Below are 23,784 nucleotides of genomic sequence, written 5' to 3'. Positions count from 1 at the left end.
AACAAGAGTTTATATAAAACAGAACAACGTTAGAAAATCAAACCAGCGGCAAAGTCATAAATATGACAAAGAAAAAGAGCGTTTCTATATATATTAATGACTTATTTTTGACACGCTGAATCAGCAGAAAGAGATATTTTTCAACATATACAGGTGATTCAATGAACATAGGACAAATGTTTCTGGTGGGTTTTCGCGGTAGCGAACTTAAGCCAACAGATTGGATTGTAAAAAGTATACAAGATCGTGATCTTGGCGGTGTTATCCTTTTTGATCGCAATATTTCCGGTGCAATACAAAACTTCGATTCTCCATCAGGATTAACCCGCCTTGTTGACAGCTTGCATTCTTTGGCTGCAACACCACTCTTTATTGCGGTGGACCAGGAAGGCGGAAAAGTGTGCCGGCTAAAGGAAAATAACAATTTCCCACCCATATGCAGTGCCGCGTGTATGGCAAAAGAGGGGCTTGATGCAACCAGACAGCAGGCCGACTTGTTGGCACAGACGCTTCATGCCCATGGGATTAATTTGAACTTTGCACCTGTGGTTGATCTTAACCTGAATCCTAACAATCCTATAATCGGTAAATTTGAGCGCAGTTTTGGCACCAATGTCAGTGAGGTTGTTGCCCATGCCCGGCTTTTTATCGAACAGCACCATAAATACGGAATAGGGTGTTGTATAAAACATTTTCCAGGTCATGGAAGTTCTAAAAATGATTCACATCTCGGTTTTGTAGATATCACAGAAGATTGGCAGGAAATTGAACTGGAGCCATACAGAGAGTTAATCAGCAACGGATACAGTGACGGCGTAATGACCGGACACCTTGTCCATCGTGGTCTTGACCGGCAAGGTAAACCAGCTACCCTCTCGCCATTGATGATCAATAATCTTTTGCGCGAAAATCTGCGTTTTTCAGGCGTCGTATTTAGTGATGACCTGCAGATGACAGCTATCAGTAAACGGTGGTCCTATCGCCAGGCAGTGCAGGAAGCTGTGATGGCAGGTGTTGACATGCTGGTTATCGGCAATAATCTATGTAACCAGGAAAATGCTGTAGAACAAGGGATTGATGCGGTCACTGAATTGTTGAAACAGGGCAGGGTGAGTAAAGAGCGAATAGAGCAATCAATACGAAATATCTGGTATTTAAAACAAAAAATAGGAGGAAAACGTCCGTGGAAGAACAACAACCGACCCACAGTATAGTTATTGGGTACATTATCTGGGTATTTGGTTTTCTTGGTGCGCACCGTTTCTATTATGGTAAGCCAATTTCCGGCACCATTTATTTTTTTACACTGGGCCTTTTTTTCATAGGCTGGTTGGTTGATTTATTCCTGATCCCGAAAATGGAAAGAGAAGCAGATATTCGTTTTCAAGCAGGCCCCATTGACTATACAGTCGCCTGGTTGTTGCTGGTGTTTCTCGGGTTATTCGGCATCCATAGGATGTATATGGGAAAATGGTTTACAGGTATTATCTACCTGCTGACTTTCGGCATCTTCGGACTTGGCTACATTTATGACATGTGGACAATAAATGACCAGATAACCGTGCTTAACCATGAAAAAAGCCAGGGGTCGGGAACAATAGTTTCCCCCAACTGATTATGGGGTATCTTGAATAAGTGAATTTTTGTACAAATTTGAGACATATTTAAAAAATTACCAAAGGCATATAACTACTATTCCGAGGTTAATTTTATAAGTATAATAAAAGGTTGGGCAAAAAGGCAATTATGCAAGATGGCCTATGGTTGTGGACGTGTAAAAACATACCGTTTATCATCGGAAAGATGCGGGGCAAACGCATACTTATCGGTGGTAAACGCTTGTACCCCTTTCCGCGTAGTAACGCGTTGTTTGATCATGTAATCAGCCATAAGACCACGGGCTCGTTTTGCAAACACAGCGATTGTCCGCAACTTGCCCTCTTTTTCTTCCTGAAAGAGGATATCCACCACAGGTATTTTTAGTATTTTTCTGGTTATCACCTTGGAGTATTCGACTGAGGCAAGGTTAAAAAGGATTGGAGAATCGCTGTTTGCCGCACTTGTGTTAATGGCCTCCGCAACTTTGTTACCCCAGAATGTATACAGATTGGGTCCTTTGTCGTTTGCCAGTCTGGTTTTCATCTCCAACCGGTAAGGCTGAATCAAATCCAGGGGGCGCAGACATCCGTATAGTCCGGAGAGAATTCGCATATGTTCCTGGGCAAACTGGAGATCTTCTGCTGAATAACTGTCGCTTGCAATGCCCCGATACACATCACCGGTAAAGGCAAAGATGGCTTGTTTTGCATTGTCTTTGGTAAATGGCTGGCTAAAGGATTGATAACGGTCAACATTCAGCTGTGCTATTTTTTCACTTATTTGCATTAAGTCGCGCAATTCCTCGACTGAATACTCTCTGAGCAAGTCAATCAGTTTCTGGGAGTTATCAAGGAAAACAGGCACAGTGGCAGGCTTTCCTGAAACGGGGGTGTCAAAATCCTGTCCTTTAGACGGTGAGAGAATAAACATTTTTTTGTTTTTTTATGCGTTAACAGAGTGTTAAAATCACTTTCAGCTCGGAGGTAAAGGGTGCGGGGGAGTTTCAAACCCTGTGCTCCGTTACGTTGCAATGAGTAAGAAATAGAGTATACCACTGCGGCCATTGGAGTTGGATAATTTTTATTGCCTTTTGCCGTTGTTTTGCTCGAATAGCTACAGTATAAGGCTGACATGAAGAAAAAAACACTGAATATACCCGTTGAAGGCTGTAAACCGGAAATATCGTATCCGTGTTTATGGCAGTATAAGATTATTGGCACTGATCGTGATTCGATCATTGATGCTGTAATGGATCTACTCCCAACTACCGACCATCTGCTGGCAAACTCTCATACCAGCTCAGGCGGACGTTATGTAAGCATGAACCTTGAACTTGTTGTGCAGTCTGAAGAGCAACGACTGTCTCTTTATGACCAACTTGTTAAAAATCCAGTAATTAAAATTGTTTTATGAATAATACAACCCAAGAGTCGCAAGAAAATCCACAAGTAGACAATAAAGTCGTTCCTGCCATGCGTGAGGCAATCACCATGATACAGATGGTTTTGTTCAAGCAACTTCAAGAAGATATCGATTCCAGGACAACGGATTTGGCAGAAGATGACCAGCGCAAGTTAGCAGGGGCAGTGGTAAATAATTTATTCGGGACTGAACCTGCTGACACAGGGATTACCGATTTTGCGGGCAAAAACAGGGAACGCGTAGAAGAAGAGTTACGCAATATCGGCGAGCGTTTCCCAAAGCTCTGTCCTTTTCTTACCGATGGCCTGCGCATGAAAGCCATCTGTGACAATCAGGAAGGAATTCATTCGATTCCCTCTTTGTTAATGGCAAAAGCACTGGGTATCCTCCAGGAAGATCGAGCCTTGCCCATGCCATCAACTTTTATGCTCTCAGTCAGAACCCTGGCGGCTCAACATGGCCTTGTTAAGCCCCTTCAGGCCGCTCCTCCTCCAGAGTAACAAGGGTGGCTCCCCAAGATCCTCCTGTCTCATCGGCAAGGACAAACTTTTTTACAGTGGGCAATCGTTGCAGTATGGCATGGACACTTCGTCGTAGCGCCCCTGTCCCTTTGCCGTGAATGATGCGGACATGATAAATGCCCTGGGCCTGGCATTCTTTGAGGTAATCAGGAATAAGATATTTAATATCCTTGGGACTAAAAGGGTGCAGGTCTAAGGTACCGTCTATGGGAATTGCAACTGGCTCATCAACTTCATTTTCAGGAGAAAAATCATCGGTTTTCACGAATAATCTCCAATGCAATCGATGCCGCTTTGGCAGAGGCTCCTGGTCCGCCTAATAACGACTTGAGTGCTTGCAACCCCTGATGGACCTGCTGGTGCTCTAACGGGTCTGTTAGTAGCTTGTCGAGTTCCGAGGCAAGTCGCGTTGGTGTTACTTCATCCTGAAGTAGCTCTGGAATAATTTGTTTATCGCTGATGAGATTAACCAGCGAAAAAAAACGAATATTGCGGATAAGGATTTTGCCCAGCAAATAGGTTTTAGGCGCTAGTTTATACGCCACAACGGCTGGCGTACCCAGTATCGCGAGCTCCAGGGTTACGGTTCCGGATGCCGTGAGTGCTGCATCGCAGGCTGCCATCAGATCATACCTGTTTTCAGCTATAACCCGTATGTCCAGCTCATGACCAAACTCACCAAGACCGTTCTCTTCCAGTTGGGCATCTGATATGGTAGAGGCTTGTGGCAATAAAAAAGTGCAGGACTGATCGGTTTGCTGCTCATACAGGACGGCTGCTTGTAAAAAGTCTGCAAGCAGGAATTTAATTTCCTTACTTCGGCTTCCCGGAATAATTCCTATGAGCCTGTTTCCTGGCGGTATATCATATTTTTTGAGAAATTCCGCCCTGGACATGGTTGTAGTAACGGTATCCAGGAGAGGGTGGCCAACAAAGTCCACCTCATATCCATAATTTTTATAAAATTGTTGCTCAAAAGGGAGAATAGTCGCTACCCGGCGCGATAGCCGGCCAATTTTTTTTACACGTCCGGACCGCCAAGCCCATACCTGAGGACTTATATAATAAAAAACAGGAATATCTAATTTTTTGGCCTGGGCAGCCAGCAGCATATTAAAGTCAGGAAAGTCGATAAGAATCAGCAGTGCCGGTTTTTTCTGCCGCATTTCTTCAATAAGGGTTTGTCGCGCTTTAAAAATATCCTTGAGATGACTGAAAACCTCGACTACGCCTACTACTGCAATCTTTGCGGCGTCAAAGAGAATGTCAACGCCGGCAGCTGCCAGTTCTTTCCCACCCATACCACTGAAAGTAATATCAGGCCGCATTGCCTGCAGAGCTTTGACCAGGTTTGCGCCGTGCATGTCGCCGGATGCTTCTCCTGCAATAATCATGATATGTTCTGATGAAGAGGAGCTGGTTCTAGGCATAATAGTCGCGGATTATTTAACAAATAGAAGAAGAGGTAATTCGCACTACAAACAAATGTTGTTTTCCGGGGTAAGCAAATGTTGAACTTGTTCCTGGTTGACTGAAATCTGTTCAACCACCTGCAAGGCAATATCCAACGCTCTACGTCCTTCTATCCCTGAAACCATAGGTTTACTTCTTTGCCTGACATTAGTAACAAAGTCGGTCAATTCCAGTTCCAAGGCATCTTGTTCACGGAATCCATATTTCTTTACATCTGGTAAAGGAAAGGGAGCACTCTCTTCTTTTTTGAGTTGAATAGACATGACTTCCTTTTTACCGAAATCAACAGATAAATATCGCCCCGGCTGAAAAATACGCATGCGGCGCATGTTATCCATGGAGATACGGCTCACCGTGACGTTGGCGGTACAACCATTTTCAAAGATAAGACGCGCATTGGCAATGTCAGTCAACTGGGTCATGACAGGCGTGCCAACGGTATGTATGGTTTTCAGCGGAGAATCTACGATAGAAAGAATGATATCAATATCATGGATCATCAGGTCGAGGACAACGTCTACATCTGTCCCCCTGTCCTTAAACACTGATATTCTATGGGCCTCGATGAACAACGGGTGATTCAGTAGCGGCTGCATAGCAAGCACAGCAGGATTAAATCTTTCCAAATGCCCGACCTGTAAAACAGCCTTTTTTTTACTGGCCAGTTCTATCAGTTCGTCGGCTTGCTCAAGAGTGGTAGTAAAAGGTTTTTCAACCATTACGTCCACTGATTGATTGAGACAGTCCTTGGTGACCTGATGATGAAGACTGGTGGGTACGACGACTGAAACAGCGTCGACAAGAGGCAGCAGTTGTTTGTAATCAATAAATGGCCTGCAACTGCACTCTTCTCCAACTTTATGTGCTTGTTCGCTGTCTGTATCTGCAACGCCGACGAGTTCGACGTTTTTCATGGCAGCATATTTTTGGGCATGGAAGCGACCAAGATACCCAACACCTAATACACCTACTTTAATGGTTTTCACTGTAAAAATTAATTATATTGGAATTAAAAAAGAACGGCTGAAATAACATCAAATACCGAGGTATGCCTTTTGCACATCTTTATTTACCAGGAGTTTGTCAGCCTGATCGTGCATAATGATTTTGCCATTTTCAAGTACATACCCCCTATCTGCAATTTTCAGCGCTAAGTTGGCATTTTGTTCAACCAGGAAAATGGTCGTGTTTTGTTCTTTGTTTATTTTTTCTATAATTTCAAAAATTTGTTTAATGATTAACGGAGCAAGTCCCATGGAGGGTTCATCCAGCAGCAAGAGCTGAGGATGTGCCATTAAAGCCCGGGACATGGCTAGCATCTGTTGTTCTCCACCGGAGAGGTTTCCTCCCGGCTGGTTCCGACGTTGTTTTAAGATAGGAAAAAGGTCGTAGAGATATTCACGGTCATCTTCGATACCTTTTTTATCTTTTCTTAAAAAGGCTCCCATGTCTAGATTTTCCGAAACCGTCAGTTCGGGAAAAATATGTCTTCCTTCAGGAACCTGGCAAATGCCAAGGGTCACTATTTTATCAGGAGATAATTCGTGAATGGGTTTTCCCTTGAAAAGGACCTCGCCGTACCTGGGTGGGGTAATACCGCTTATGGACATCAGGGTAGTGGATTTGCCGGCCCCATTGGCACCGATCAAGCTTATGATCTCACCTTCTTCGATCTTAAGATCAATTTCATGCAGGGCCTGAATATTCCCGTAAAAGGTATCAATTTGACGGAGTTCAAGCATTTTAAATATCCTCTCCAAGATAGGCTTTGATGACGTCAGGATTTTTACCGATTTCTTCCGGGCTACCCTCTGCGATTTTTTTACCGTAATCAACCACAAATATATGGTCGGATATGTTCATGACCAGTTTCATGTCATGTTCGATAAGCAAAATGGCAAGCCCCTCATCACGAATCTTGGTTATTAATTCATCGAGCTCCTGGGTTTCTTGAGGATTCATTCCGGCAGCAGGTTCATCAAGCAGCAAGACGATTGGTTCCGTAGCCAGGGCTCTGGCTATTTCAAGTCGACGCTGCGCACCGTAAGGAAGATTCTTGGCGTACTCATCCGCCATCTTATCAAGATTAATTTTTTTTAGAATCTCAAGGCTCTGTTCCACGATCTCTTTTTCTTCTTTTTTGGTACGTGGGTCTCTGAAAATGGCGCCGAAAATTTTGGACTTGGTTCTGCAATGGCGCCCAATCATGACATTTTCGAGCACTGTCATGTTAGGAAACAGCCTAATATTTTGAAATGTTCTGGCCAGCCCCTGTTCTGTTACTTTGTTGGGCTTAAGTCCATTGAGCTTTTTTGTTTTTTTCCCTGGCGGGTTTAAAAGCAGATCACCTTTGGTGGGTTTATAAATCCCGGTGATACAATTAAAAAAGGTGGTTTTACCGGCACCATTGGGACCAATGAGGGCAACTATTTCACCTGGTTTAATCTGCAAGCTCAGGTGATCAAGTGCACGAATCCCACCAAAATCCATGGTGAGGTTTTTAACATCGAGAATAGGTTCCATACTTAAATTCGAACAGGTTGTTTAATCTTTAAGAGAATAGGTGCGTCGAACAGTGGAAATAATCCCCTGAGGCCTGAAAATCATCATAATGACTAAGATCGCGCCAAACACAAGCATACGGTAATCAGAAAAGGCGCGTAGATATTCAGGTAGGAGGATAAGCACCAGGGCGCCTACGATAACACCTGGAATGGATCCCATCCCGCCGAGCACGACTATGCAGAGAATGATTGCAGATTCTAGAAATGTAAAACTGGCTGGATTAACAAAGGTTGTCTTGGCAGCAAACATAACTCCCGCCATACCTGCCCAGGTGGCTCCAAGTGCAAAGGCGGTCAGCTTGGTTTTCATTTTGTCGATACCCATGGCTTGACAAGCTATTTCGTCTTCACGCAACGCAAACCAAGCTCGCCCGATTCGCGAATCCTGTAATCGGTTAACTACAAAAATAGTAAAGATAACCATGAGAATGGTCAAATAATACATAAAGTTGATCGACATCTCTAACGAGAGATCAATGCCGAACAAGCCAGGGCGTGCAATATTGGAAATTCCACTGGGTCCCTGGGAAAACTCTCCCCAGTTTTCAAGAATAAGCCTGATGATTTCGCCAAAACCAAGCGTGACGATTGCCAGGTAATCCCCGCGCAAGCGCAACACGGGAAAGCCTAATAAAATGCCGAACAATGCTCCAAGAAGGCCGCCTATTGGAAGTACTGTCCAAAAACCGAGTCCGAAATGCATGTTCAATAGGGCGTAGGCGTAGGCACCAACTGCATAAAAAGCAACATACCCAAGATCAAGCAGCCCTGCTACACCGACCACTATATTCAACCCAAGCCCAAGTACAACGTACATGAGGGCGGTAATCATGATATTTACCTGATAGGTCGAAAACAGGGTAGGAAAAGCTAAAGCAAAAAGACAACCAGCAACGGCTATCGGTATGTAAAATTTAGGCTCGGAAAAAAGCTTGGCACTCCAAGCTACCTTGTCTTCTACAATGCCTGTTTTAATTTTTTGTTGCTGTTCTTTTTTCCTGGCAAGATAGAGACGTGAGAGTACATAGAACACAAAAGTGCCGCAAGCGACATACAGCATATTATGCCATCGCCAAACAACACTTTTTTCAATGGGGTTGATTTTGATCACCAGCAAAGGAAAGGTAAGAAAGACAAACCAGAGGGTGACCATTAATCCATTTCTAAAATCCTTAAAAGAGAGCATGGGCCTGAAATTGATAGGGATTTATTGATGTAAAAATGACGATTAAACCTTTTCTACGGTTGCCTTGCCGAGAAGACCGGCTGGTTTAAAAATCAGAATTAATACGAGCAGGCTGAAAGCAAACACGTCTTCATAGTCACTGGAAACGTATCCAGTGGCAAAAGCTTCCGTGAGCCCGAGAATAAAACTTCCCAGAACTGCTCCGGGTATTGAGCCGATTCCACCTAATACAGCTGCGGTAAAGGCTTTAATACCGGCTATGAAACCGATATAAAAATTTATTTGGCCAATATGGGATGCAATAAGAAGTCCGCCAATAGCGGCCAAAGCGGAACCGGTAATAAAGGTAATGGAAATAACATTATCAACATTAATACCGACCAGCATTGCCATTTTTCTATCCTGAGCCGTTGCTCTCATTGCCTTGCCGGTGCGAGTAAACTTGATCATGAAGGTCAAAAGAATCATGACAATTGCTGACACAACAAGAATAGCCAGATCAGAGGAACCGACTATATGGGCATACGGTTCCATAAAATCAAATTCAGGAATTAAGGCAGGGAAGGGTTGGAAATCCGAGGTCTGGGCAAGCAAAACGTAGTTTTGAAGAAAAATTGACATGCCGATAGCTGAAATCAATGGAGAAAGACGAGGTGCACTTCGCAATGGCCTATATGCAAGACGTTCGATGGTATACCCGTATGATGCAGCCCAGATAACAGCAGCCAATGCTGTAAGGACGATCACTGCCAGAAGGGGAAAACCATAAATGGTCAGGACGGTGGAGACAATAAGAGCGGTGAAAGCTCCTATCATATAAATCTCACCATGAGCAAAATTTATAAGCCCAATGATACCATAAACCATTGTATAACCAAGGGCAATTAAAGCATATATAGAGCCCCGTGTCAGACCACTGAAAAAGAGTTCAATAAAATAGTCCATAAGAGAATGCGCAGCAGTAGATGCGGTGTCTGGCTTGGTTGTGGGGTGATAGTTAAAGAAACCTTAACGCAACAATGCCTGGAACTGTTATTACAGTTCCAGGCATGAAAATCAGTGTCGGAAAACTTTACTGAACTGTGACGAATTTGCCGTCTTTAACCTGGTAAACAACAAATCCAATGCCGATAGGCTCACCGGTTTCGTCAAACTTTACTGCCCCAAAAGGTGTGTCGGCAGTTTCAGTGTGCAGCACTTTTGCGATTGCAGCGGAATCAGTCCCTGCTTTAGCAATGGCATTGGTGAGGGCAAGAGCTGCGGTTACGCCATTGTCAAAAAAAGCACCGGGCTCAGCACCTTCGGTGGCCATGAATTTATCACGAAACTTTTTGGTCAATGGGTTCTTGGAAACATCAGCAGGTCCGGAAGCGTAGACGCCCTCTGCATTTTTCCCGGTAACGTTGATAAACGTATCATCTTTTACGCCATCAGGTGCAAGAAACATGGTCTTCATTCTTTTTTTGCGCATCTGGCTGACTATTTTGGAAGCCTCTGGGTGGTAACCGCCATAAATAACAGCGTCAGCTCCACTGCGTCGAATCTTTTGAACAACGGCTGAATAATCTACAGCACCAGGTGTCACGCCTTCAAACAAGACGACTTCAGCTTTGCCGTCTTTTTCGAGAAAACTTTTGACAAACTCAGCCAATCCTTTTCCGTAGTCGCCTTTATCATGAATAACTGCGATTTTACCAACCTTTAAGGTATCCGTAGCGAAATCAACCAATGTCCGAGCCTGAGCATCATCAGAGGCAATAGTACGATAAAAATTGGGGTAATCACCACTTTGGGTAAGATCAGGGTTGGTGGCGGAAGGAGACATAACAATGATGTTAGCATCACGGTATATCGGCAGCGCAGCCTTGGTGGCTCCAGAACAGATATGACCGATAACCACGTTTACATTTTCGGAAACCAACTTGGTGGCGGTGTTGGTAGCTACTTCAGGCTTACAGACGTCATCTTCAGCTAAAACCTCAACTTTCACACCATTGATGCCTCCTTGCTCATTAAGATCTTGAGCAACAAGCAGGGCTGCCTTCATGGTTGGGATCCCGTAAGATGCCAAGTCTCCACTGTGAGCGCCGGCAACACCAATTTTGATGGTCTCTGCTGCAGATGCATTTGAAGCGATGCCTGCTGCCAGGGCAAATGCTGCAAGAATGGATAGCATTCGTTTTGAAAAAATCACGTGATGTCCCTCCTTAATGTATTTTTTAAAAAATTCTAGAAACAATAACGCTCACTCATACCCCATTCAAAAAGAAAATTACACTAAAAATGACTTGAACGAGTAAATGAAATTGCCGGCAAGAACAATAATGCTATTCACACATTGTAGGGCTTGAAGGTTTGTGTATTTATTTTTTAATTAAACTTAACCTTTTATACAGGGCAGGATAAGCGCAAAAAGCTTGTAGCGAGTTGTATAATAAGGTTTTATTGTGGCCCTTTATCACCTTTTCAATTCGTTTTTTTTTTGATTATTTTTTGCTATGAATTCAAAACAATTTTATTTCTCTTTAGGGCGGCCGTTTTCACCTTTGTACAGCTTGGCCATGCATTTCAGGGCGTTATTGTACAAAAAAAACTATTTCAAAACCCATCGCGTCTCCGTACCAGTCATCAGTGTTGGTAATTTGACATTAGGTGGAACCGGCAAAACACCCGTCGTGCAATATCTCGCCAGATTGTTGCAGCAAAATGGATATAAACCTGCAGTTATTTCAAGGGGATATGGAGGAACATCACGTAAACCGGTTAATATAGTTTCAAACGGGTTTGAACTTCTCCTTGATGCAAAGGAAGCAGGTGACGAGTCTTGTTTTCTAGCTGATACCCTTCCTGGAATTCCCATTCTAACCGGTGTTGTGAGAAAATTACCAGCAGAACAGGCTATAGTTATGGGGGCTAACGTCCTCTTGCTTGATGATGGTTTTCAACATATGCAACTCGCCAGAGACATTAACCTGGTCCTTTTTAAAACAGATGTATTAGCTGGAAATTCACGCGTTTTTCCAGGGGGCGATCTTCGCGAACCTGTTACGGCGCTTAAGAGAGCTACCACATTTGTCATGACGGATGTACATCAGGAAAACCATGATCGCGCTGATCAATTTGCTTCTCTTCTTCACGCGAAATTCCCTGAAATAAAAACAGAATTTGCAAGGTATGAAAAGAAACGCTTAGTTCAACTGGACAGTAACGACACTCTTAGTCCATCTGAACTTACAGATTTGAATCAGGTGCCGACTTATGGTTTTTCTGGAATTGCGCATCCACAAGCCTTTCAACAAACCTTAAAAAAACAACAGCTAAATATCGTCGGCTTCAGTAGCCTTCCCGACCATGTAAAGTATACGGATCAACGCGTGGCAACCCTTCTTCATAAAGCTGATAAAGTTGGCGCCGAAGCACTGTTGACAACGGAAAAGGACCTTGTAAAATTTAAAGAGAAAACATTGCCTTTGCCACTGTATGCTCTGAGAATGGAGACAAAATTTGATCCAACTTTCGACCAATATATTTTGAAGGAGATACAGCGGTAACATATTGTTTTCGTTTCATCTCCATTAGATGTGTCGAAATTTCAACATTTGTAGATTATTTACTGATGTGTGTTTTATTTGACACAGGTGTCCATGTGGCCGCATTCTGGCAAACAATTAAAATTACCCGCCTAATTATTTGATATTTAGACCTTTTTAAAGTGCTATCTATTTTAAAAGAAATGATGTCTGTTTTTGGCTCACTTGTTGCATAAGTTGAAACCATACATACAGGCAATTTACTTTTTTAATATATATAGGACTAAATATGGCATCACTTATTGAGCCTCATCAATACACTTTAAAACGATCCGTAAGTTGTTGCGGGGTAGGGTTGCATACCGGTCGAACCGTCAATTTGACAATACGACCAGCCGCAGCCAACAGCGGTATTCGTTTTTTGCGATCAGACCTTCTTGGTACACCTGAAATAGCAGCGCGGGCTGAAAATGTTGTTGACACGAACTTGGCAACAACTATTGGCCAGGGAGCAAACCGCATCTCTACAACAGAGCATTTGATGGCAGCGCTTCGCGGTTCTGGTATTGATAATGCCGAAGTCGATATTGATTCACATGAAGTGCCCATTATGGATGGTAGCGCCAAGCCTTTTATCCATTTGCTTAAGCGAGGTGGGAAAGCAAAACAAAGGGCATTGCGTAAGATTCTGCGTATTACAAAACCTCTGCGATACTCTGATGGAGAAAAATCCATTCAAATAGTTCCTTACGATGGTTTCAAGATTACTGGTCGCATTCACTTTGATAATGAACTCATTAATGAGCAGACCTACAGTCTCGACGTAAACCAGGAACGATTCTGCAAAGAAATTGCCTCAGCTCGAACTTTCGGTTTCGTAGAGCAGGTTGAATATCTATGGCAAAATGGCCTTGCTCTTGGTGGCAATCTCGCAAATACTATTGCTATTCATTGGGACCGTCGTTCCATACTCAATGAAGATGGGCTTAGGTTTGACGACGAATTTATTCGTCACAAAGTTCTTGATCTCATCGGCGACCTTGCACTGCTTGGAACGCCTGTTCTTGGACACGTTACAGCTGATCGTTCCGGTCACGGCCTGCACCTTGGACTAATGAAAACCATTGCCGAGAACCCTGACTCCTGGGAATATGTAAAATTTCAGAAAAAAGGTGACGCCCTGCTGCGTCAGGTTGTAAATACCACAAAAACAGCAGGTGATTGCCTAACGCCCTTTTTCATTCCAGGCACAGAGTCCAGAGTTCAACAATCTGTTTGCGCAGCCTGAGAGTATTAAATACTTGATTGCTCGGTATGTAAGTCCACAAATGATGTGGTAATAAATTAAAGACTTCGCTATATTATCCTACTAAACCGCCGGTTTTACCGGCGGTTTTTTTTTACAACACTAACGTAACGGTCCAGCACCACCCCCAGCTGCACGCAGTCAGATAGAAAAAAATAATATTAGTATTGTTTCCTGATGGTTTGCGCACACCTGTAATACGGCTGAACAGTTCACAATAACACCTTTTGAAAGACTGATATGTTGCAACCAAACGAATGTATAGGGTTTATAGGCGGTGGCCAGATGGCAGAGGCGTTAATCCGTGGCCTGCTTGCTGCCAATGTGACCCAAAAAGAACAGCTGGTAGTCATAGATCCAGACCCTGATAGAAAAAAATATTTGCATGATGTTTATGGCATACCAACATGCGATACAGCAGAGGAGTTGTGCGCGCAATGCACGGTCCTCATTCTTGCAGTAAAGCCCCAGGTCTGCCACCAGGTACTCGACCAATATGTAATGTTTTTGACTTCTAATCACCTGCTTATTTCGATTCTTGCAGGAGTCACCATTGGAGAACTCGAATCTATATTACCTGACAACTCCCGTATTGTCCGGGTAATGCCTAACACTCCTGCTCTTGTTTTGGCCGGTGCTTCCGCCATAAGTTTGAATACAAACGCAACCGAAGCAGATCGCACACTCTCGCTTTCTATTTTTTCTGCCATTGGTCTTTGTATAGAAGTCCAGGAAACTCAACTTGATGCCGTAACAGGTCTCAGCGGCAGCGGGCCTGGCTATCTTTTCACCATTATTGACGGTCTTGTTGATGGCGGGGTACTGGCCGGCCTGCCACGAAACACAGCAGAACAGCTAGTCTTGCAGACTATATATGGTACTGCCAAACTTGCCATGGAAAGCGATAAAAACGCAGCCGCTCTGAAAGCCCAGGTCACATCTCCAGGCGGCACAACAATTAAAGGTATTCAACTGTTGGAACAACGTGGAATACGCTCTGCGCTGATGGATGCGGTTTTGGCTGCCGCCAACCGATCAAAGGAGTTGGGCGCGTGAGGATGAAAGCTGTTGGGATTGTCACACGGCTGGACAGTCCGGATGTTGAAAAAATCGGGAAGCAACTGGTTACCTGGTTTAAAGATCGAGGGATTGACGCCAGCTTAAACCAACCACTCACCCCCGGCCTGGACATGCTGGTTGTGCTTGGTGGAGACGGTACGCTTCTTCATGTGGCAAAACAGGCCAGCAATTCAGACATCCCCATACTAGGCGTTAATCTAGGCAATCTTGGCTTTCTTACTGAAGTTTCAGCCGACGAAATGTACTATTCGTTGGAGACAGTACTTGCAGGCGATTATAGGGTAGAAGAAAGAATTATGCTCGCAGCGGCGGTCATCCATGGTAAAGACGGTGCCAAAAGCGCTCCTGTGTACGCCCTCAATGAAGTGGTTATCGTTAAGGACAGCACAGAACATATGGTACGGCTACGCTGTTGGGCTGATAAAGAATATATAGCCACCTACAGGGCAGATGGGCTTATTCTTTCTACTCCAACAGGCTCAACCGCTTACAATCTGTCGGCAGGTGGCCCTATAGCCCATGCCGAACTGGATACTATTCTGGTCACCCCAATATGTCCTTTTATGCTGGAATCCAGACCAGTACTGCTTGCCCCGCAAACGAAAATAACGAGCCAGTTGCTTGCTCCCGCCGGAGATGTCAAGGTTATCATTGATGGGTCTCTACAGTGGAAAATAACCGATGATGATTACCTCCTGGTGCAAAAAGCATCCAAGCCGCTTTTACTTATCAGCTCCCCTTTAAAAAGTTATTTTACCATCTTGAGAAATAAACTGAACTGGGGCGGCTCAAGCATTGATTTACCTTTACCCGAATTAGTTTGCCGACACTGTTAAATCTTTGTAACTGTTCAGCAGGAGCCCTGTTCCCACTATCTGTCCGCCCAGCATTTCGATGTGTCGAAGTCGAGACTTATCTGCTAAATCGGTCAGCTTGTGAACATTCAGAGCACTGCTAAATAATTACATTTTCAGCACAGTATAGTTGCTGGGCTGCGTTATTTTTTCTTTCGTTTAATTTTATACTTTTTCATTTTATATTGAAGCAGGCTTTTGGTAATGCCCAATTGTTCTGCAGCTCTTGCCTGCACATTGGCAGCATCTTCAAGGGCCTGGCGAACCAACTTCTCCTCAATCCCATTAAGTATCTCTGCAAGGCTGAGGTTCTCAGGGATAAACTGGCTGAGCTCCAAGCCCGTACTCCATTCCTGCGCATCATGGAGCTGAGAAGAGTCCGGCTGCACATCTTCCGGTTCAATTTTATCACCACTGCACAAAATCGCAGCCCGCTCAATGGTATTCTCCAATTCTCGTACATTTCCTTCCCAGGGAAGTGTAACCAACAAACGAAGAGCATCAGGGGAAATATCTAATTCTTTCCCTAGTGTTTTACTATTTTTTTCTATAAAATGAGTGACAAGGGCCGGTATGTCATCGACTCTTTCACGAAGCGGCACGAGGTGAATGTGAATGACATTCAATCGGTAATAAAGGTCCTCGCGAAAGCTCCCTTTTTCAATCTCATCTTTAAGGTCTTTGTTGGTTGCCGCTAGGATCCGGACGTCCACATTCTGGGTTGAACTACCGCCCACCCGCTCAAAGGTCTTTTCCTGCAAAACACGCAGTAATTTCGCCTGTAACTGGGGTGGCATTTCACCTATTTCATCCAAAAAAAGTGTCCCTTTGTCGGCCAGTTCAAAACGCCCTTTACGCATGCTGACTGCATCGGTAAAAGCGCCTTTTTCATGGCCGAAAAGTTCACTTTCCAAAAGATGCTCTGATAAGGCGGCACAGTTGACCGAAATAAAAGGAGCATTTTTACGTGGCGACAAGTTGTGTATGGCACGTGCAACGAGTTCTTTTCCAGTGCCGGACTCACCGGTAATAAGCACGGAAGATGGAGCGGGAGCAACTTTTTCAATGAGCTGATACACGGCACGCATGGAAGGATTTTTCCCTATCATTCCGCCAAAACCGGAACGTGGGGTAGCTTCGTCGCGCAACCTTCGAATTTCACGAATAAGGTTATAGTGTTCAATGGCTTTGCCGACGCCGGCAAGCAACTGCTCATTGGAAAAAGGTTTGGCTAGGTAGGTAAAAGCACCCAGTCGCATGGCTTCAACAGCCATTTCAACCTCCGCAAAGGCTGTAAGAAGGATAACAGGGAGTTCGCGGTTATATTCTTTGATTTTAGCAAGGAACTCAATACCATCCATTCCCGGCATTTTCATATCAGAAATAACGAGATCAAGATCGGCTTCATGTACGATAGGCAAACCTGTTAAACCACTGTCTGCGGTAAAAACTTCATATCCCTCATCACGAAGTAATTCGGACAGGACTATTTGATAATTCGGTTCGTCATCGACTACAAGGATCGTATACATGGCATTATCATTGAAAAATGGATTATAGCTATTTGTATTGGTTAATTTTTTCTACAATGGGTGCAAGCAATTCCACTGGTGGACAAAACGTCCCCCCACTGCAAGCCGGCATGTTAGCAGGACGAGTTGCTCCGTGGTAATCACTGCCCCCGGTGACAAGGAGATTATTTTCGGCAGCGAGTGCAAAAAGCTTTTTTTTCATCTTTTTTGAATGGGACGGATAATAAATTTCAATACCGTCCAATCCATACAAGGCTAGTTCCCGAATAAGGGCGGGCTGACGTTTCATACTGGAATCTATCTGGCCTGGGTGGGCAAGAACTGCGATGCCGCCGGCACGATGGATGGCACTAATTGTTTCAATCGCAGAGTAGCAGAATCGACAATGCCAGGCTTTTTTACCTCTCCCTAAATACGATCGAAAAGCTTCGTCAAAGGAACGGACAATACCTTTTTTTATCAGTATATTAGCAATATGAGGCCTGCCTGCGAGTCCAGTGCCAGACATTTGCTGTAGATCTCTATCGGTTATTTCAAATCCTAGTTCCTGCAATGAGGCAAGAATTTTATGATTACGTTCCGTTCGCCCACCTTGCAGCAGAGCAAGCCACTGCGTAAATGTACTGTTGGTCGGCTCTATACCATATCCAAGAAGATGGATACTCTGTTTATTGTACATGGCACTGATTTCTACGCCGCTTAGAATTGTTAGGTCGTACTCCTCCCCTAACTGCATCATTTCCTCAACACCATCCATAGTGTCATGATCGGTCAGCGCTAATGCTGTAATCCCCTGTTTGATGGCTAGTTCGACAAGCTCTAAAGGGGTGGAACTGCCGTCCGAGTAAATAGAGTGAGTGTGTAAATCGATGCACATTGAAAAAAATGAGTAATGGTGAGCTGGAGCATTTGTGGTTCATTTGGATTTGTTTTCCAGCTTAATCACGCATGTCCTTTTCTGCAACAGGCAAATAAAAACCATTTATAACTATAGGTTGTCATTCTTATCCAAATCATTACATTACAATCATTCAAACAAAAAGGAGAACATTGATGGCTGATAAAAACACAAAAATAGAAGAACATATCATTGTCGATGAGCCGTATTACCTGCAAACAGCCGAGGAGGTAAATGTAGCCATGGCTGCCTATACCATTGGCGCGCCTCTACTTCTCAAAGGACCAACAGGATGCGGAAAAACCCGCTTTATGCAATACCTTGCCTGGAAATTACAACGTCCTCTGATAACGGTGTCCTGTCACGATGACTTATCAACCAGTGACTTGGTAGGCAGGTACCTTATCCGCGGTGGAGAAGCTGTTTGGAATGATGGCCCGCTCACCCTTGCAGTGAGGAAAGGGGCGATTTGCTACCTGGATGAAATAGTAGAAGCGCGAAAAGATACAACCGTCGTTATCCACCCTCTTGCTGATGATAGAAGAGAACTGCCTGTTGAAAAAAAGGGTGAGCTGATTATGGCGCCGCCTGAATTCATGCTTGCAGTTTCTTATAACCCTGGATACCAGAGTGTCTTAAAAGACCTAAAGACATCAACAAGGCAGCGATTTATCGCTCTTTCTTTTGATTACCCATCAATTGAACAAGAAGTTAAAATTGTTCAAAAAGAAGGAAACGTTGACATTGAACTGGCCGGTTCTTTAGTGAAACTTGCCCATATGACACGCGGGCTGAAAGACTCAGGACTTGTCGAAGGTGCAAGTACCCGATTGTTGATTCAGGCTGGTCAGCTTGTGGCTCAAGGTATACCAATCCATTTGGCCTGTCGGGTCGCGATTGTCGAACCGTTGACAGATGACCACGAACTGATGAGCGCCCTGGATGAGATGGTGAGTTCTCTTTGGTGATCAATGCAGATAACAACACTGATCAAACAATTCTTTGCTCTAGTAGAGCCAAGTTTGCCAAATGAATGGGAAGTTGAAGACTCTCTGTTGCCGCTTGCCAATCAGCAAGAGCGCATCCAAAATATTATACTAGCTCAAGTCCCCGTCATTTGGCCTGTCTCCAATGCGCTTTGTTTTACTTTCCTTACACGATTTGAGGAAATACTCCCTCTTGTGGAGAGCGGTTTTTTAGCCGAATGGGTCAAGGAGTTGCTTGATCATTACGAGAAAGGAGGCTTGCAGGCTGCACAGTCATGCATAAGCAGGATACCTTATTTCATTTCTCACCTGCAGGGAAAACGTGGACTCAACTTTGAAGAAGCAAAGGGCAGATTACAACCTTATATTAACGGTTTGGCTGGAAGAGAGATCTTGCTGCTTCCTGCGGAAAATCTTTATACCAACACTTCTGCTATTTTTGTTCCACAAGAATTACGTCTGTGTGCAGATAGAGAACAGTGCTTTTTATTGTACAAGTTCATGGTCTCCTTTCAGTGGGCATCTATAAAACTCAAAACCCTTGCCATCAAAGAATCCAGTGACCTTGCTTTTGCCACTCACCCTTTAGATACTTTTTTTGCGTCTTTTAGGGACAACATTCTGGGAAGCAGACTCTATCATTTTTGTGAAACTATTCGGATTACCCATTTTTTGGATCAGGAATTGCCGGGCCTTATGCGACAGGTCAAAACGCTTTTACCTGCTTTTTTACCTGATTTGAACACCCGAGCCGAGTGTTCCACTGTAACTGAGCTCCTGCAAAACATGTTTTTTGTTCGCCTTGAACACAACGTATCCTCCAAGACAATAGCATTGGTCAAGCAGTGGCTGAGTACCTGTAAAGAAAATACTGCCGACTTTACTGTCAGCAAAAAAGCGGCAAAAGCTATCTACCCACTTTTTAAGGAAGAAACTCTTTACCAACTATTGGGAATGCCTCTTTTTTTTCAAGGTGAATTACGGCTGGATGCCGTCGTTGCTGCAGTCCTAGAGAAAAGGAAACAGGATAAAAAACATTTCCTTGATGCTTTTTCCACGTTGTTGCTACAATTACCAGACACTGTTACCTTTTCGTCGGAAAACGCATCTGATGAACCCCAATCACCGCCTTCGCATTCTGCAGATCAGGCAAGAATCGTCATTGGCAATAAAAATAACGAAAACCAGCCCCATTTATCTGAACCTGTATACATTCAAATAAACAACCAAGAGATTAAACTGACAGATGAACTTGCATCCCTAGCACAGGATATCATAGATGACCTGGGCTATCTGCCCGAACATTACGTTAGCAGTGCTGCTGGTCAGGCAGGTCAGAGTAGGGGTGCTCCAGATCTTTATCCTGCTGCACAAGGTGCAGGTATTATAGCACCTGTGGTCTATGATGAATGGGATTACCGTCGAAAGGGGTTCAGGAAAAATTGGTGTGTAGTGGTTGAAAAACAGATTGAACCTGTACAATCGACTTTTATTGCAGATACACTCAAAAAATATCGTGGCCAGATTGCTCGATTACGATACCAGTTTGAAGTCATGCAGACCAGTGAACATTTTATTCGCCGGCAACGTGATGGAGATGACATTGATTTTGATGCTCTGGTCGAGTCCCTTGCCGATGCCCTTGCAGGCTATCCGCCTTCAGATAGATTGTTTATTCGGCTCCTGCGAGATCAACGAGACATTGCCGTTCTTTTTCTGGTAGATATGTCAAACTCCACAGCAGGATGGGTGGGAAAATCGATAAAAGAAGCATTGGTTCTGTTAAGTGAAGCGATGGAAATGCTTGATGATCGATACGGCATATACGGCTTTTCCGGCATGCGTCGCCTTCGCTGCGAAATATTTCCAATTAAAACCATTGAAGAGCAATATGATACGACCGTCCAACAAAAAATAACAGGTATCGGCCCCAGAGAATACACACGCATGGCACCTGCCATCCGCCATATGAATGCTCTTTTTGCAGATATCGAGGCAAAACTGAAGTTGCTCATCATTTTATCAGATGGTAAACCGGAAGATTATGATGACTATAAAGGGAAATATGCCATTGAAGACACCAGACAAGCTTTATTGGAGGCAAAATCGCAAGGGGTTCACCCATTCTGCATAACAATAGATAGACACGCTCAAACATATATGGCACATATGTACGGACCAGCTAATTATATTTTTGTTAACGATGTTGTGCGGTTGCCTTCATTAGTTCCGGAAATTTACAAAGTATTAACAACATGAAAAAAAATGGCAAACACGACATTTTTTTTGCATCTACGATTTTACCTGCATTACATCTCCTGAAACTGCTTCTTGGTATTGTTGCGGCATTTTACTTGTTATTGTCTACCGTTCATGGCTCTAATGTCTATGCTGCAGAAGAAATAGATGAACAAATCCAACTCTTTAAAGTTCAAGCATATAAATATTATAACGGAATAGGAAAACCTCAGAACTATGCAAAAGCTTTAAACTTGTACAAGGTGGCAGCACAAAGAGGTGACGCTGAAGCACAGTTTGTGGTAGGTGGAATGTTCTTTAAAGGGATGGGAACTGATCCGGACTTAAAGGAAGCCTTTAAATGGCTGCTGAAGGCTGCAAAACAAAATAAGCGTACCCCTGAGTCTATGCAGATAATAGGCAGTATGTACCTTCGCGGAAGCGGTGTTCCGCAAAGCTACAAAGAAGCCAAAAAATGGCTCATCCCTGCAGCGCAGGCTAACAATCTGGCGGCAATTACCGATCTTGCTTTTATTTATTATCATGGGCTTGATGGTCAAAGTGATCTGTCCAGGGCCCTGGAGCTATACACCCAAGCAGCCTTGCAGGGCGATAGTTTAGCTCAGTCCAATGTGGGTATGATGCATGCGACAGGAACGGGCACAGCAAGAGACCTTGCCCTGGGGTATGCATGGTATTCGATAGCCGCCAGCCAGGGAAACACCACAGCCAGAATTAGCCGAAACAGTCTTATGGCTGACATGAGTTGGGAAGAACTTAACCGCGCCCAGGCCATTTCGGTGAGCTTATATCAGCAAATAGAACGTTTTAATCTACAAACTCAACCAAGGGTGCCTGCAGCCAAAAACAAAACCAACGATTAGGCTGTGCAGCATTTTTTTTCCCAATCTCTCGGATCCAGCGCCCACCTTTCTATGCGAAGAAAAATCCAATTAAGCAATAAACAAGATGATTATTAGTCTTCATCTACTGGCCCGTTATAGTTTGCCTCTGTTGTAAAAAGCTGCAGCAATTCAATCATATTTTCGCAATCATAAATTTTTTTTCGCATACGGGCAGCGCCAGGAATTTCCGCACAATACCGACCCGCGTGATTCTTAATTCTAAAAAGCATTTTTTGATTCGGCAAATACTTATCAGAAAGCTCCATATGTCGCTGTAACTGAACAAGTCTTCCGGAAAGAGTTGCAGGCCGCCCCTGTGGGGAGAAAACCCAAGGATTGCCTAGCGCCCCTCTGCCAACCATGATACCGTCGCATCCGGTTTCCTGTATTCGCCGTACCCCTTGTTCATAAGAAAGTACGTCGCCATTGCCGATAACCGGAATAGAAACAGCCTGTTTAACTTGGCGGATAATGTCCCAATCTGCAAGCCCTCCAAACCCTTGAGACCATGTTCGGGCATGAACGGTGAGTGCTGCTGCACCTGCATTCTCAACCATGTGAGCAAAGCTGACAGCGGTAATACTCTCGTGAGTCCACCCACTACGAAATTTAACGGTCACCGGGAGCGAAGTATTGGCACAGACCGCTTTGATTATGGCTTCAGCAAGTTCAGGGATTTTCATAAGTGCGGAACCGGCACCTTTTTTAATAACTTTTCTTACAGGGCAACCCATGTTGATATCAATTACATCAACGGGATAGGTAGAAACGATAGCAGCTGCTTTACCCATCGCAATTGGATCACTTCCAAATAACTGAATACCAAAAGGTCGTTCTTCACTCACGGTATCCAACAAGACCAGAGTATTCTTCTGACCATATACCAAGCCATGGCAACTGATCATTTCAGAAAAACAAAGAGAAGCACCCATTTCTCGGCACAAAAGGCGAAAGGCAAGATCTGTATAACCTGCTAATGGGGCGAGAAGAAAAGGGTTGGGTAAAACGAGTTTCCCGATTTGAAGGGGTTTAAGCGGTGGGTTCATTTGGTTCAATTAAAATCACAATAAAAAAAGGCGCTTCAGAAACCAACTTCTGAAGCGCCTTGCAGGGAATGATTGCTTCGTTTATTTGGTAACTGTTTCTGTGGGTGGCATGTTTTTTTGTCGCAATCTTTTTAATGTACCGAGATAAATAGACTCAGAGAGATCATCGACAATAGTTTCAAGTGCCTCTGCTTCGATGGTGGCATTGACTGTTTCTGCAGGATAGTCTTCTGTCCAAAGTTGTTCAGGCACTTCCCAGAGTATTTTGCCGGATTTCAGATCTTTGAGTACATAGCGAACACCAAGTCTGACCTTAATATCAGTGGCATTTGATTGACCATCCCACGAGATACTAGGTAAACTTATGGAAACGATTTCACCGGCAAGAACAAGGTCAGCTTTAGTTTGGTCTTTGGTCAAGGTAATGGATTCTGATTTCAAAAACCACCGAGATAAAGTTTGATAGATCTGTGAATCCAAACCAAGCTTGCTGGTCCGGTTTTTCCATGTAGGAGCATAAATAACCTGGCTTGGCCCTTCATAAATATGAGGGAAATAATATGCACTACAACTGCAGAGGCAGAAAGTAATGAACACAATAGCGGCCAGTCCCTGGGTCTTTATTTTCACTGTCTATCTCCTTT

24 protein-coding genes are annotated in these 23,784 nt (G+C 44.0%); 11 read left to right on the top strand and 13 right to left on the bottom strand.

Going from position 1 to position 23,784, the window contains the following annotated elements; all coding sequences use genetic code 11:
* The first annotated feature begins 161 nt into the window (after window positions 1-161).
* Together nagZ and JWH17_RS04625 are read left to right on the top strand one after the other, a co-directional pair.
* On the top strand, window positions 162-1,214 hold the full coding sequence (nagZ, locus tag JWH17_RS04630) for a beta-N-acetylhexosaminidase (protein ID WP_205221401.1): 1,053 nt from the start codon (window positions 162-164) through the stop codon (window positions 1,212-1,214).
* Entirely contained in the window at window positions 1,184-1,615 is a 432-nt protein-coding gene (locus tag JWH17_RS04625) for an NINE protein (protein ID WP_205221400.1), read from the top strand. Before nagZ ends, JWH17_RS04625 begins: the two co-directional genes overlap by 31 nt.
* A gap of 143 nt (window positions 1,616-1,758) precedes the next feature.
* Here the strand turns inward: JWH17_RS04625 and yaaA are convergent, their stop codons facing one another.
* A complete protein-coding gene (yaaA, locus tag JWH17_RS04620) occupies window positions 1,759-2,529 on the bottom strand; it encodes a peroxide stress protein YaaA (RefSeq protein WP_205221399.1) in 771 nt (256 codons plus the stop codon).
* A gap of 201 nt (window positions 2,530-2,730) precedes the next feature.
* Here yaaA and JWH17_RS04615 point away from each other — a divergent pair, with 201 nt between their 5' ends.
* Complete coding sequence (locus JWH17_RS04615; RefSeq protein WP_205221398.1) at window positions 2,731-3,012, top strand: HP0495 family protein; 282 nt, start codon at window positions 2,731-2,733, stop codon at window positions 3,010-3,012.
* Entirely contained in the window at window positions 3,009-3,521 is a 513-nt protein-coding gene (locus JWH17_RS04610) for a hypothetical protein (RefSeq protein WP_205221397.1), read from the top strand. Before JWH17_RS04615 ends, JWH17_RS04610 begins: the two co-directional genes overlap by 4 nt.
* Here JWH17_RS04610 and JWH17_RS04605 read toward each other — a convergent pair.
* From JWH17_RS04605 to JWH17_RS04570, 8 genes are all read right to left on the bottom strand, one after another.
* Window positions 3,487-3,807, bottom strand: a complete 321-nt coding sequence (locus tag JWH17_RS04605) for a Smr/MutS family protein (RefSeq protein ID WP_205221396.1) — start codon at window positions 3,805-3,807, stop codon at window positions 3,487-3,489. The two genes, JWH17_RS04610 and JWH17_RS04605, sit on opposite strands and share 35 nt — an antisense overlap.
* Entirely contained in the window at window positions 3,794-4,972 is a 1,179-nt protein-coding gene (gene lpxB, locus JWH17_RS04600) for a lipid-A-disaccharide synthase (RefSeq protein WP_205221395.1), read from the bottom strand. Before lpxB ends, JWH17_RS04605 begins: the two co-directional genes overlap by 14 nt.
* A gap of 45 nt (window positions 4,973-5,017) precedes the next feature.
* Entirely contained in the window at window positions 5,018-6,001 is a 984-nt protein-coding gene (locus JWH17_RS04595; protein ID WP_205221394.1) for a Gfo/Idh/MocA family oxidoreductase, read from the bottom strand.
* A gap of 48 nt (window positions 6,002-6,049) precedes the next feature.
* The gene (locus JWH17_RS04590) at window positions 6,050-6,757 is read right to left on the bottom strand and encodes an ABC transporter ATP-binding protein (protein WP_205221393.1); all 708 of its coding nucleotides are present in this window, start codon (window positions 6,755-6,757) and stop codon (window positions 6,050-6,052) included.
* A gap of 1 nt (window position 6,758) precedes the next feature.
* A complete protein-coding gene (locus JWH17_RS04585; protein ID WP_205221392.1) occupies window positions 6,759-7,538 on the bottom strand; it encodes an ABC transporter ATP-binding protein in 780 nt (259 codons plus the stop codon).
* A gap of 21 nt (window positions 7,539-7,559) precedes the next feature.
* On the bottom strand, window positions 7,560-8,765 hold the full coding sequence (locus tag JWH17_RS04580; RefSeq protein ID WP_205221391.1) for an ABC transporter permease subunit: 1,206 nt from the start codon (window positions 8,763-8,765) through the stop codon (window positions 7,560-7,562).
* A 42-nt stretch (window positions 8,766-8,807) separates the two neighbouring features.
* Window positions 8,808-9,710 (bottom strand): branched-chain amino acid ABC transporter permease, encoded by a 903-nt coding sequence (locus JWH17_RS04575; RefSeq protein ID WP_205221390.1) that lies wholly within the window; start codon window positions 9,708-9,710, stop codon window positions 8,808-8,810.
* A 127-nt stretch (window positions 9,711-9,837) separates the two neighbouring features.
* Window positions 9,838-10,941: a branched-chain amino acid ABC transporter substrate-binding protein gene (locus JWH17_RS04570; RefSeq protein ID WP_205221417.1), complete on the bottom strand. Its 1,104-nt coding sequence runs from the start codon at window positions 10,939-10,941 to the stop codon at window positions 9,838-9,840.
* A gap of 322 nt (window positions 10,942-11,263) precedes the next feature.
* Between JWH17_RS04570 and lpxK the strand changes: the two genes are divergently transcribed.
* From lpxK to JWH17_RS04550, 4 genes are all read left to right on the top strand, one after another.
* Window positions 11,264-12,316: a tetraacyldisaccharide 4'-kinase gene (lpxK, locus tag JWH17_RS04565; RefSeq protein ID WP_205221389.1), complete on the top strand. Its 1,053-nt coding sequence runs from the start codon at window positions 11,264-11,266 to the stop codon at window positions 12,314-12,316.
* Window positions 12,317-12,584: 268 nt separating this feature from the next.
* The gene (gene lpxC, locus JWH17_RS04560; RefSeq protein ID WP_205221388.1) at window positions 12,585-13,583 is read left to right on the top strand and encodes a UDP-3-O-acyl-N-acetylglucosamine deacetylase; all 999 of its coding nucleotides are present in this window, start codon (window positions 12,585-12,587) and stop codon (window positions 13,581-13,583) included.
* A gap of 258 nt (window positions 13,584-13,841) precedes the next feature.
* A complete protein-coding gene (gene proC, locus JWH17_RS04555) occupies window positions 13,842-14,657 on the top strand; it encodes a pyrroline-5-carboxylate reductase (protein WP_205221387.1) in 816 nt (271 codons plus the stop codon).
* 2 nt (window positions 14,658-14,659) lie between these two features.
* Window positions 14,660-15,517, top strand: coding sequence for an NAD(+)/NADH kinase (locus JWH17_RS04550; protein WP_232370901.1), 858 nt, complete (start codon window positions 14,660-14,662; stop codon window positions 15,515-15,517).
* A 161-nt stretch (window positions 15,518-15,678) separates the two neighbouring features.
* On the opposite strand, the gene JWH17_RS04545 is transcribed toward JWH17_RS04550, so the two are convergent.
* Together JWH17_RS04545 and JWH17_RS04540 are read right to left on the bottom strand one after the other, a co-directional pair.
* The gene (locus JWH17_RS04545; protein ID WP_205221385.1) at window positions 15,679-17,067 is read right to left on the bottom strand and encodes a sigma-54-dependent transcriptional regulator; all 1,389 of its coding nucleotides are present in this window, start codon (window positions 17,065-17,067) and stop codon (window positions 15,679-15,681) included.
* Window positions 17,068-17,095: 28 nt separating this feature from the next.
* A complete protein-coding gene (locus tag JWH17_RS04540) occupies window positions 17,096-17,944 on the bottom strand; it encodes a PHP domain-containing protein (RefSeq protein ID WP_205221384.1) in 849 nt (282 codons plus the stop codon).
* Between the two features lie 176 nt (window positions 17,945-18,120).
* On the opposite strand from JWH17_RS04540, the gene JWH17_RS04535 reads away from it, so the two are divergent.
* The 3 genes from JWH17_RS04535 to JWH17_RS04525 are packed head-to-tail and all read left to right on the top strand — an operon-like array spanning window position 18,121 to window position 22,073.
* Window positions 18,121-18,933 carry a CbbQ/NirQ/NorQ/GpvN family protein gene (locus tag JWH17_RS04535; protein ID WP_205221383.1) on the top strand — a complete coding sequence of 271 codons (813 nt, stop codon included), beginning with the start codon at window positions 18,121-18,123 and terminating at the stop codon, window positions 18,931-18,933.
* Between the two features lie 3 nt (window positions 18,934-18,936).
* Window positions 18,937-21,210, top strand: coding sequence for a nitric oxide reductase activation protein NorD (locus JWH17_RS04530; RefSeq protein WP_205221382.1), 2,274 nt, complete (start codon window positions 18,937-18,939; stop codon window positions 21,208-21,210).
* Window positions 21,207-22,073 carry a tetratricopeptide repeat protein gene (locus JWH17_RS04525; RefSeq protein ID WP_205221381.1) on the top strand — a complete coding sequence of 289 codons (867 nt, stop codon included), beginning with the start codon at window positions 21,207-21,209 and terminating at the stop codon, window positions 22,071-22,073. Before JWH17_RS04530 ends, JWH17_RS04525 begins: the two co-directional genes overlap by 4 nt.
* 92 nt (window positions 22,074-22,165) lie before the next feature.
* Here the strand turns inward: JWH17_RS04525 and dusB are convergent, their stop codons facing one another.
* Together dusB and lptE are read right to left on the bottom strand one after the other, a co-directional pair.
* Window positions 22,166-23,140 (bottom strand): tRNA dihydrouridine synthase DusB, encoded by a 975-nt coding sequence (gene dusB / locus JWH17_RS04520; protein WP_205221380.1) that lies wholly within the window; start codon window positions 23,138-23,140, stop codon window positions 22,166-22,168.
* Window positions 23,141-23,221: 81 nt separating this feature from the next.
* Window positions 23,222-23,770 carry an LPS assembly lipoprotein LptE gene (gene lptE / locus JWH17_RS04515; RefSeq protein WP_205221379.1) on the bottom strand — a complete coding sequence of 183 codons (549 nt, stop codon included), beginning with the start codon at window positions 23,768-23,770 and terminating at the stop codon, window positions 23,222-23,224.
* Window positions 23,771-23,784: the final 14 nt, after the last annotated feature.

This window comes from Desulfogranum marinum (assembly GCF_016918565.1).
Taxonomy (GTDB): domain Bacteria; phylum Desulfobacterota; class Desulfobulbia; order Desulfobulbales; family Desulfobulbaceae; genus Desulfogranum; species Desulfogranum marinum.
This window is presented reverse-complemented; position numbering and strand designations above follow the sequence as displayed.

Excerpts from the sequence above, each read along its gene's own strand:
- JWH17_RS04615 (WP_205221398.1), top strand. The coding sequence starts at position 2,731 with ATGAAGAAAAAAACACTGAATATACCCGTTGAAGGCTGTAAACCGGAA.
- JWH17_RS04550 (WP_232370901.1), top strand. The coding sequence starts at position 14,660 with ATGAAAGCTGTTGGGATTGTCACACGGCTGGACAGTCCGGATGTTGAA.
- lpxB (WP_205221395.1), bottom strand. The coding sequence starts at position 4,972 with ATGCCTAGAACCAGCTCCTCTTCATCAGAACATATCATGATTATTGCA.
- yaaA (WP_205221399.1), bottom strand. The coding sequence starts at position 2,529 with ATGTTTATTCTCTCACCGTCTAAAGGACAGGATTTTGACACCCCCGTT.
- JWH17_RS04610 (WP_205221397.1), top strand. The coding sequence starts at position 3,009 with ATGAATAATACAACCCAAGAGTCGCAAGAAAATCCACAAGTAGACAAT.
- JWH17_RS04580 (WP_205221391.1), bottom strand. The coding sequence starts at position 8,765 with ATGCTCTCTTTTAAGGATTTTAGAAATGGATTAATGGTCACCCTCTGG.
- JWH17_RS04575 (WP_205221390.1), bottom strand. The coding sequence starts at position 9,710 with ATGGACTATTTTATTGAACTCTTTTTCAGTGGTCTGACACGGGGCTCT.
- nagZ (WP_205221401.1), top strand. The coding sequence starts at position 162 with ATGAACATAGGACAAATGTTTCTGGTGGGTTTTCGCGGTAGCGAACTT.
- proC (WP_205221387.1), top strand. The coding sequence starts at position 13,842 with ATGTTGCAACCAAACGAATGTATAGGGTTTATAGGCGGTGGCCAGATG.
- JWH17_RS04540 (WP_205221384.1), bottom strand. The coding sequence starts at position 17,944 with ATGTGCATCGATTTACACACTCACTCTATTTACTCGGACGGCAGTTCC.
- JWH17_RS04570 (WP_205221417.1), bottom strand. The coding sequence starts at position 10,941 with ATGCTATCCATTCTTGCAGCATTTGCCCTGGCAGCAGGCATCGCTTCA.
- JWH17_RS04590 (WP_205221393.1), bottom strand. The coding sequence starts at position 6,757 with ATGCTTGAACTCCGTCAAATTGATACCTTTTACGGGAATATTCAGGCC.
- dusB (WP_205221380.1), bottom strand. The coding sequence starts at position 23,140 with ATGAACCCACCGCTTAAACCCCTTCAAATCGGGAAACTCGTTTTACCC.
- JWH17_RS04585 (WP_205221392.1), bottom strand. The coding sequence starts at position 7,538 with ATGGAACCTATTCTCGATGTTAAAAACCTCACCATGGATTTTGGTGGG.
- lpxC (WP_205221388.1), top strand. The coding sequence starts at position 12,585 with ATGGCATCACTTATTGAGCCTCATCAATACACTTTAAAACGATCCGTA.
- JWH17_RS04525 (WP_205221381.1), top strand. The coding sequence starts at position 21,207 with ATGAAAAAAAATGGCAAACACGACATTTTTTTTGCATCTACGATTTTA.
- lpxK (WP_205221389.1), top strand. The coding sequence starts at position 11,264 with ATGAATTCAAAACAATTTTATTTCTCTTTAGGGCGGCCGTTTTCACCT.
- JWH17_RS04535 (WP_205221383.1), top strand. The coding sequence starts at position 18,121 with ATGGCTGATAAAAACACAAAAATAGAAGAACATATCATTGTCGATGAG.
- JWH17_RS04530 (WP_205221382.1), top strand. The coding sequence starts at position 18,937 with ATGCAGATAACAACACTGATCAAACAATTCTTTGCTCTAGTAGAGCCA.
- JWH17_RS04545 (WP_205221385.1), bottom strand. The coding sequence starts at position 17,067 with ATGTATACGATCCTTGTAGTCGATGACGAACCGAATTATCAAATAGTC.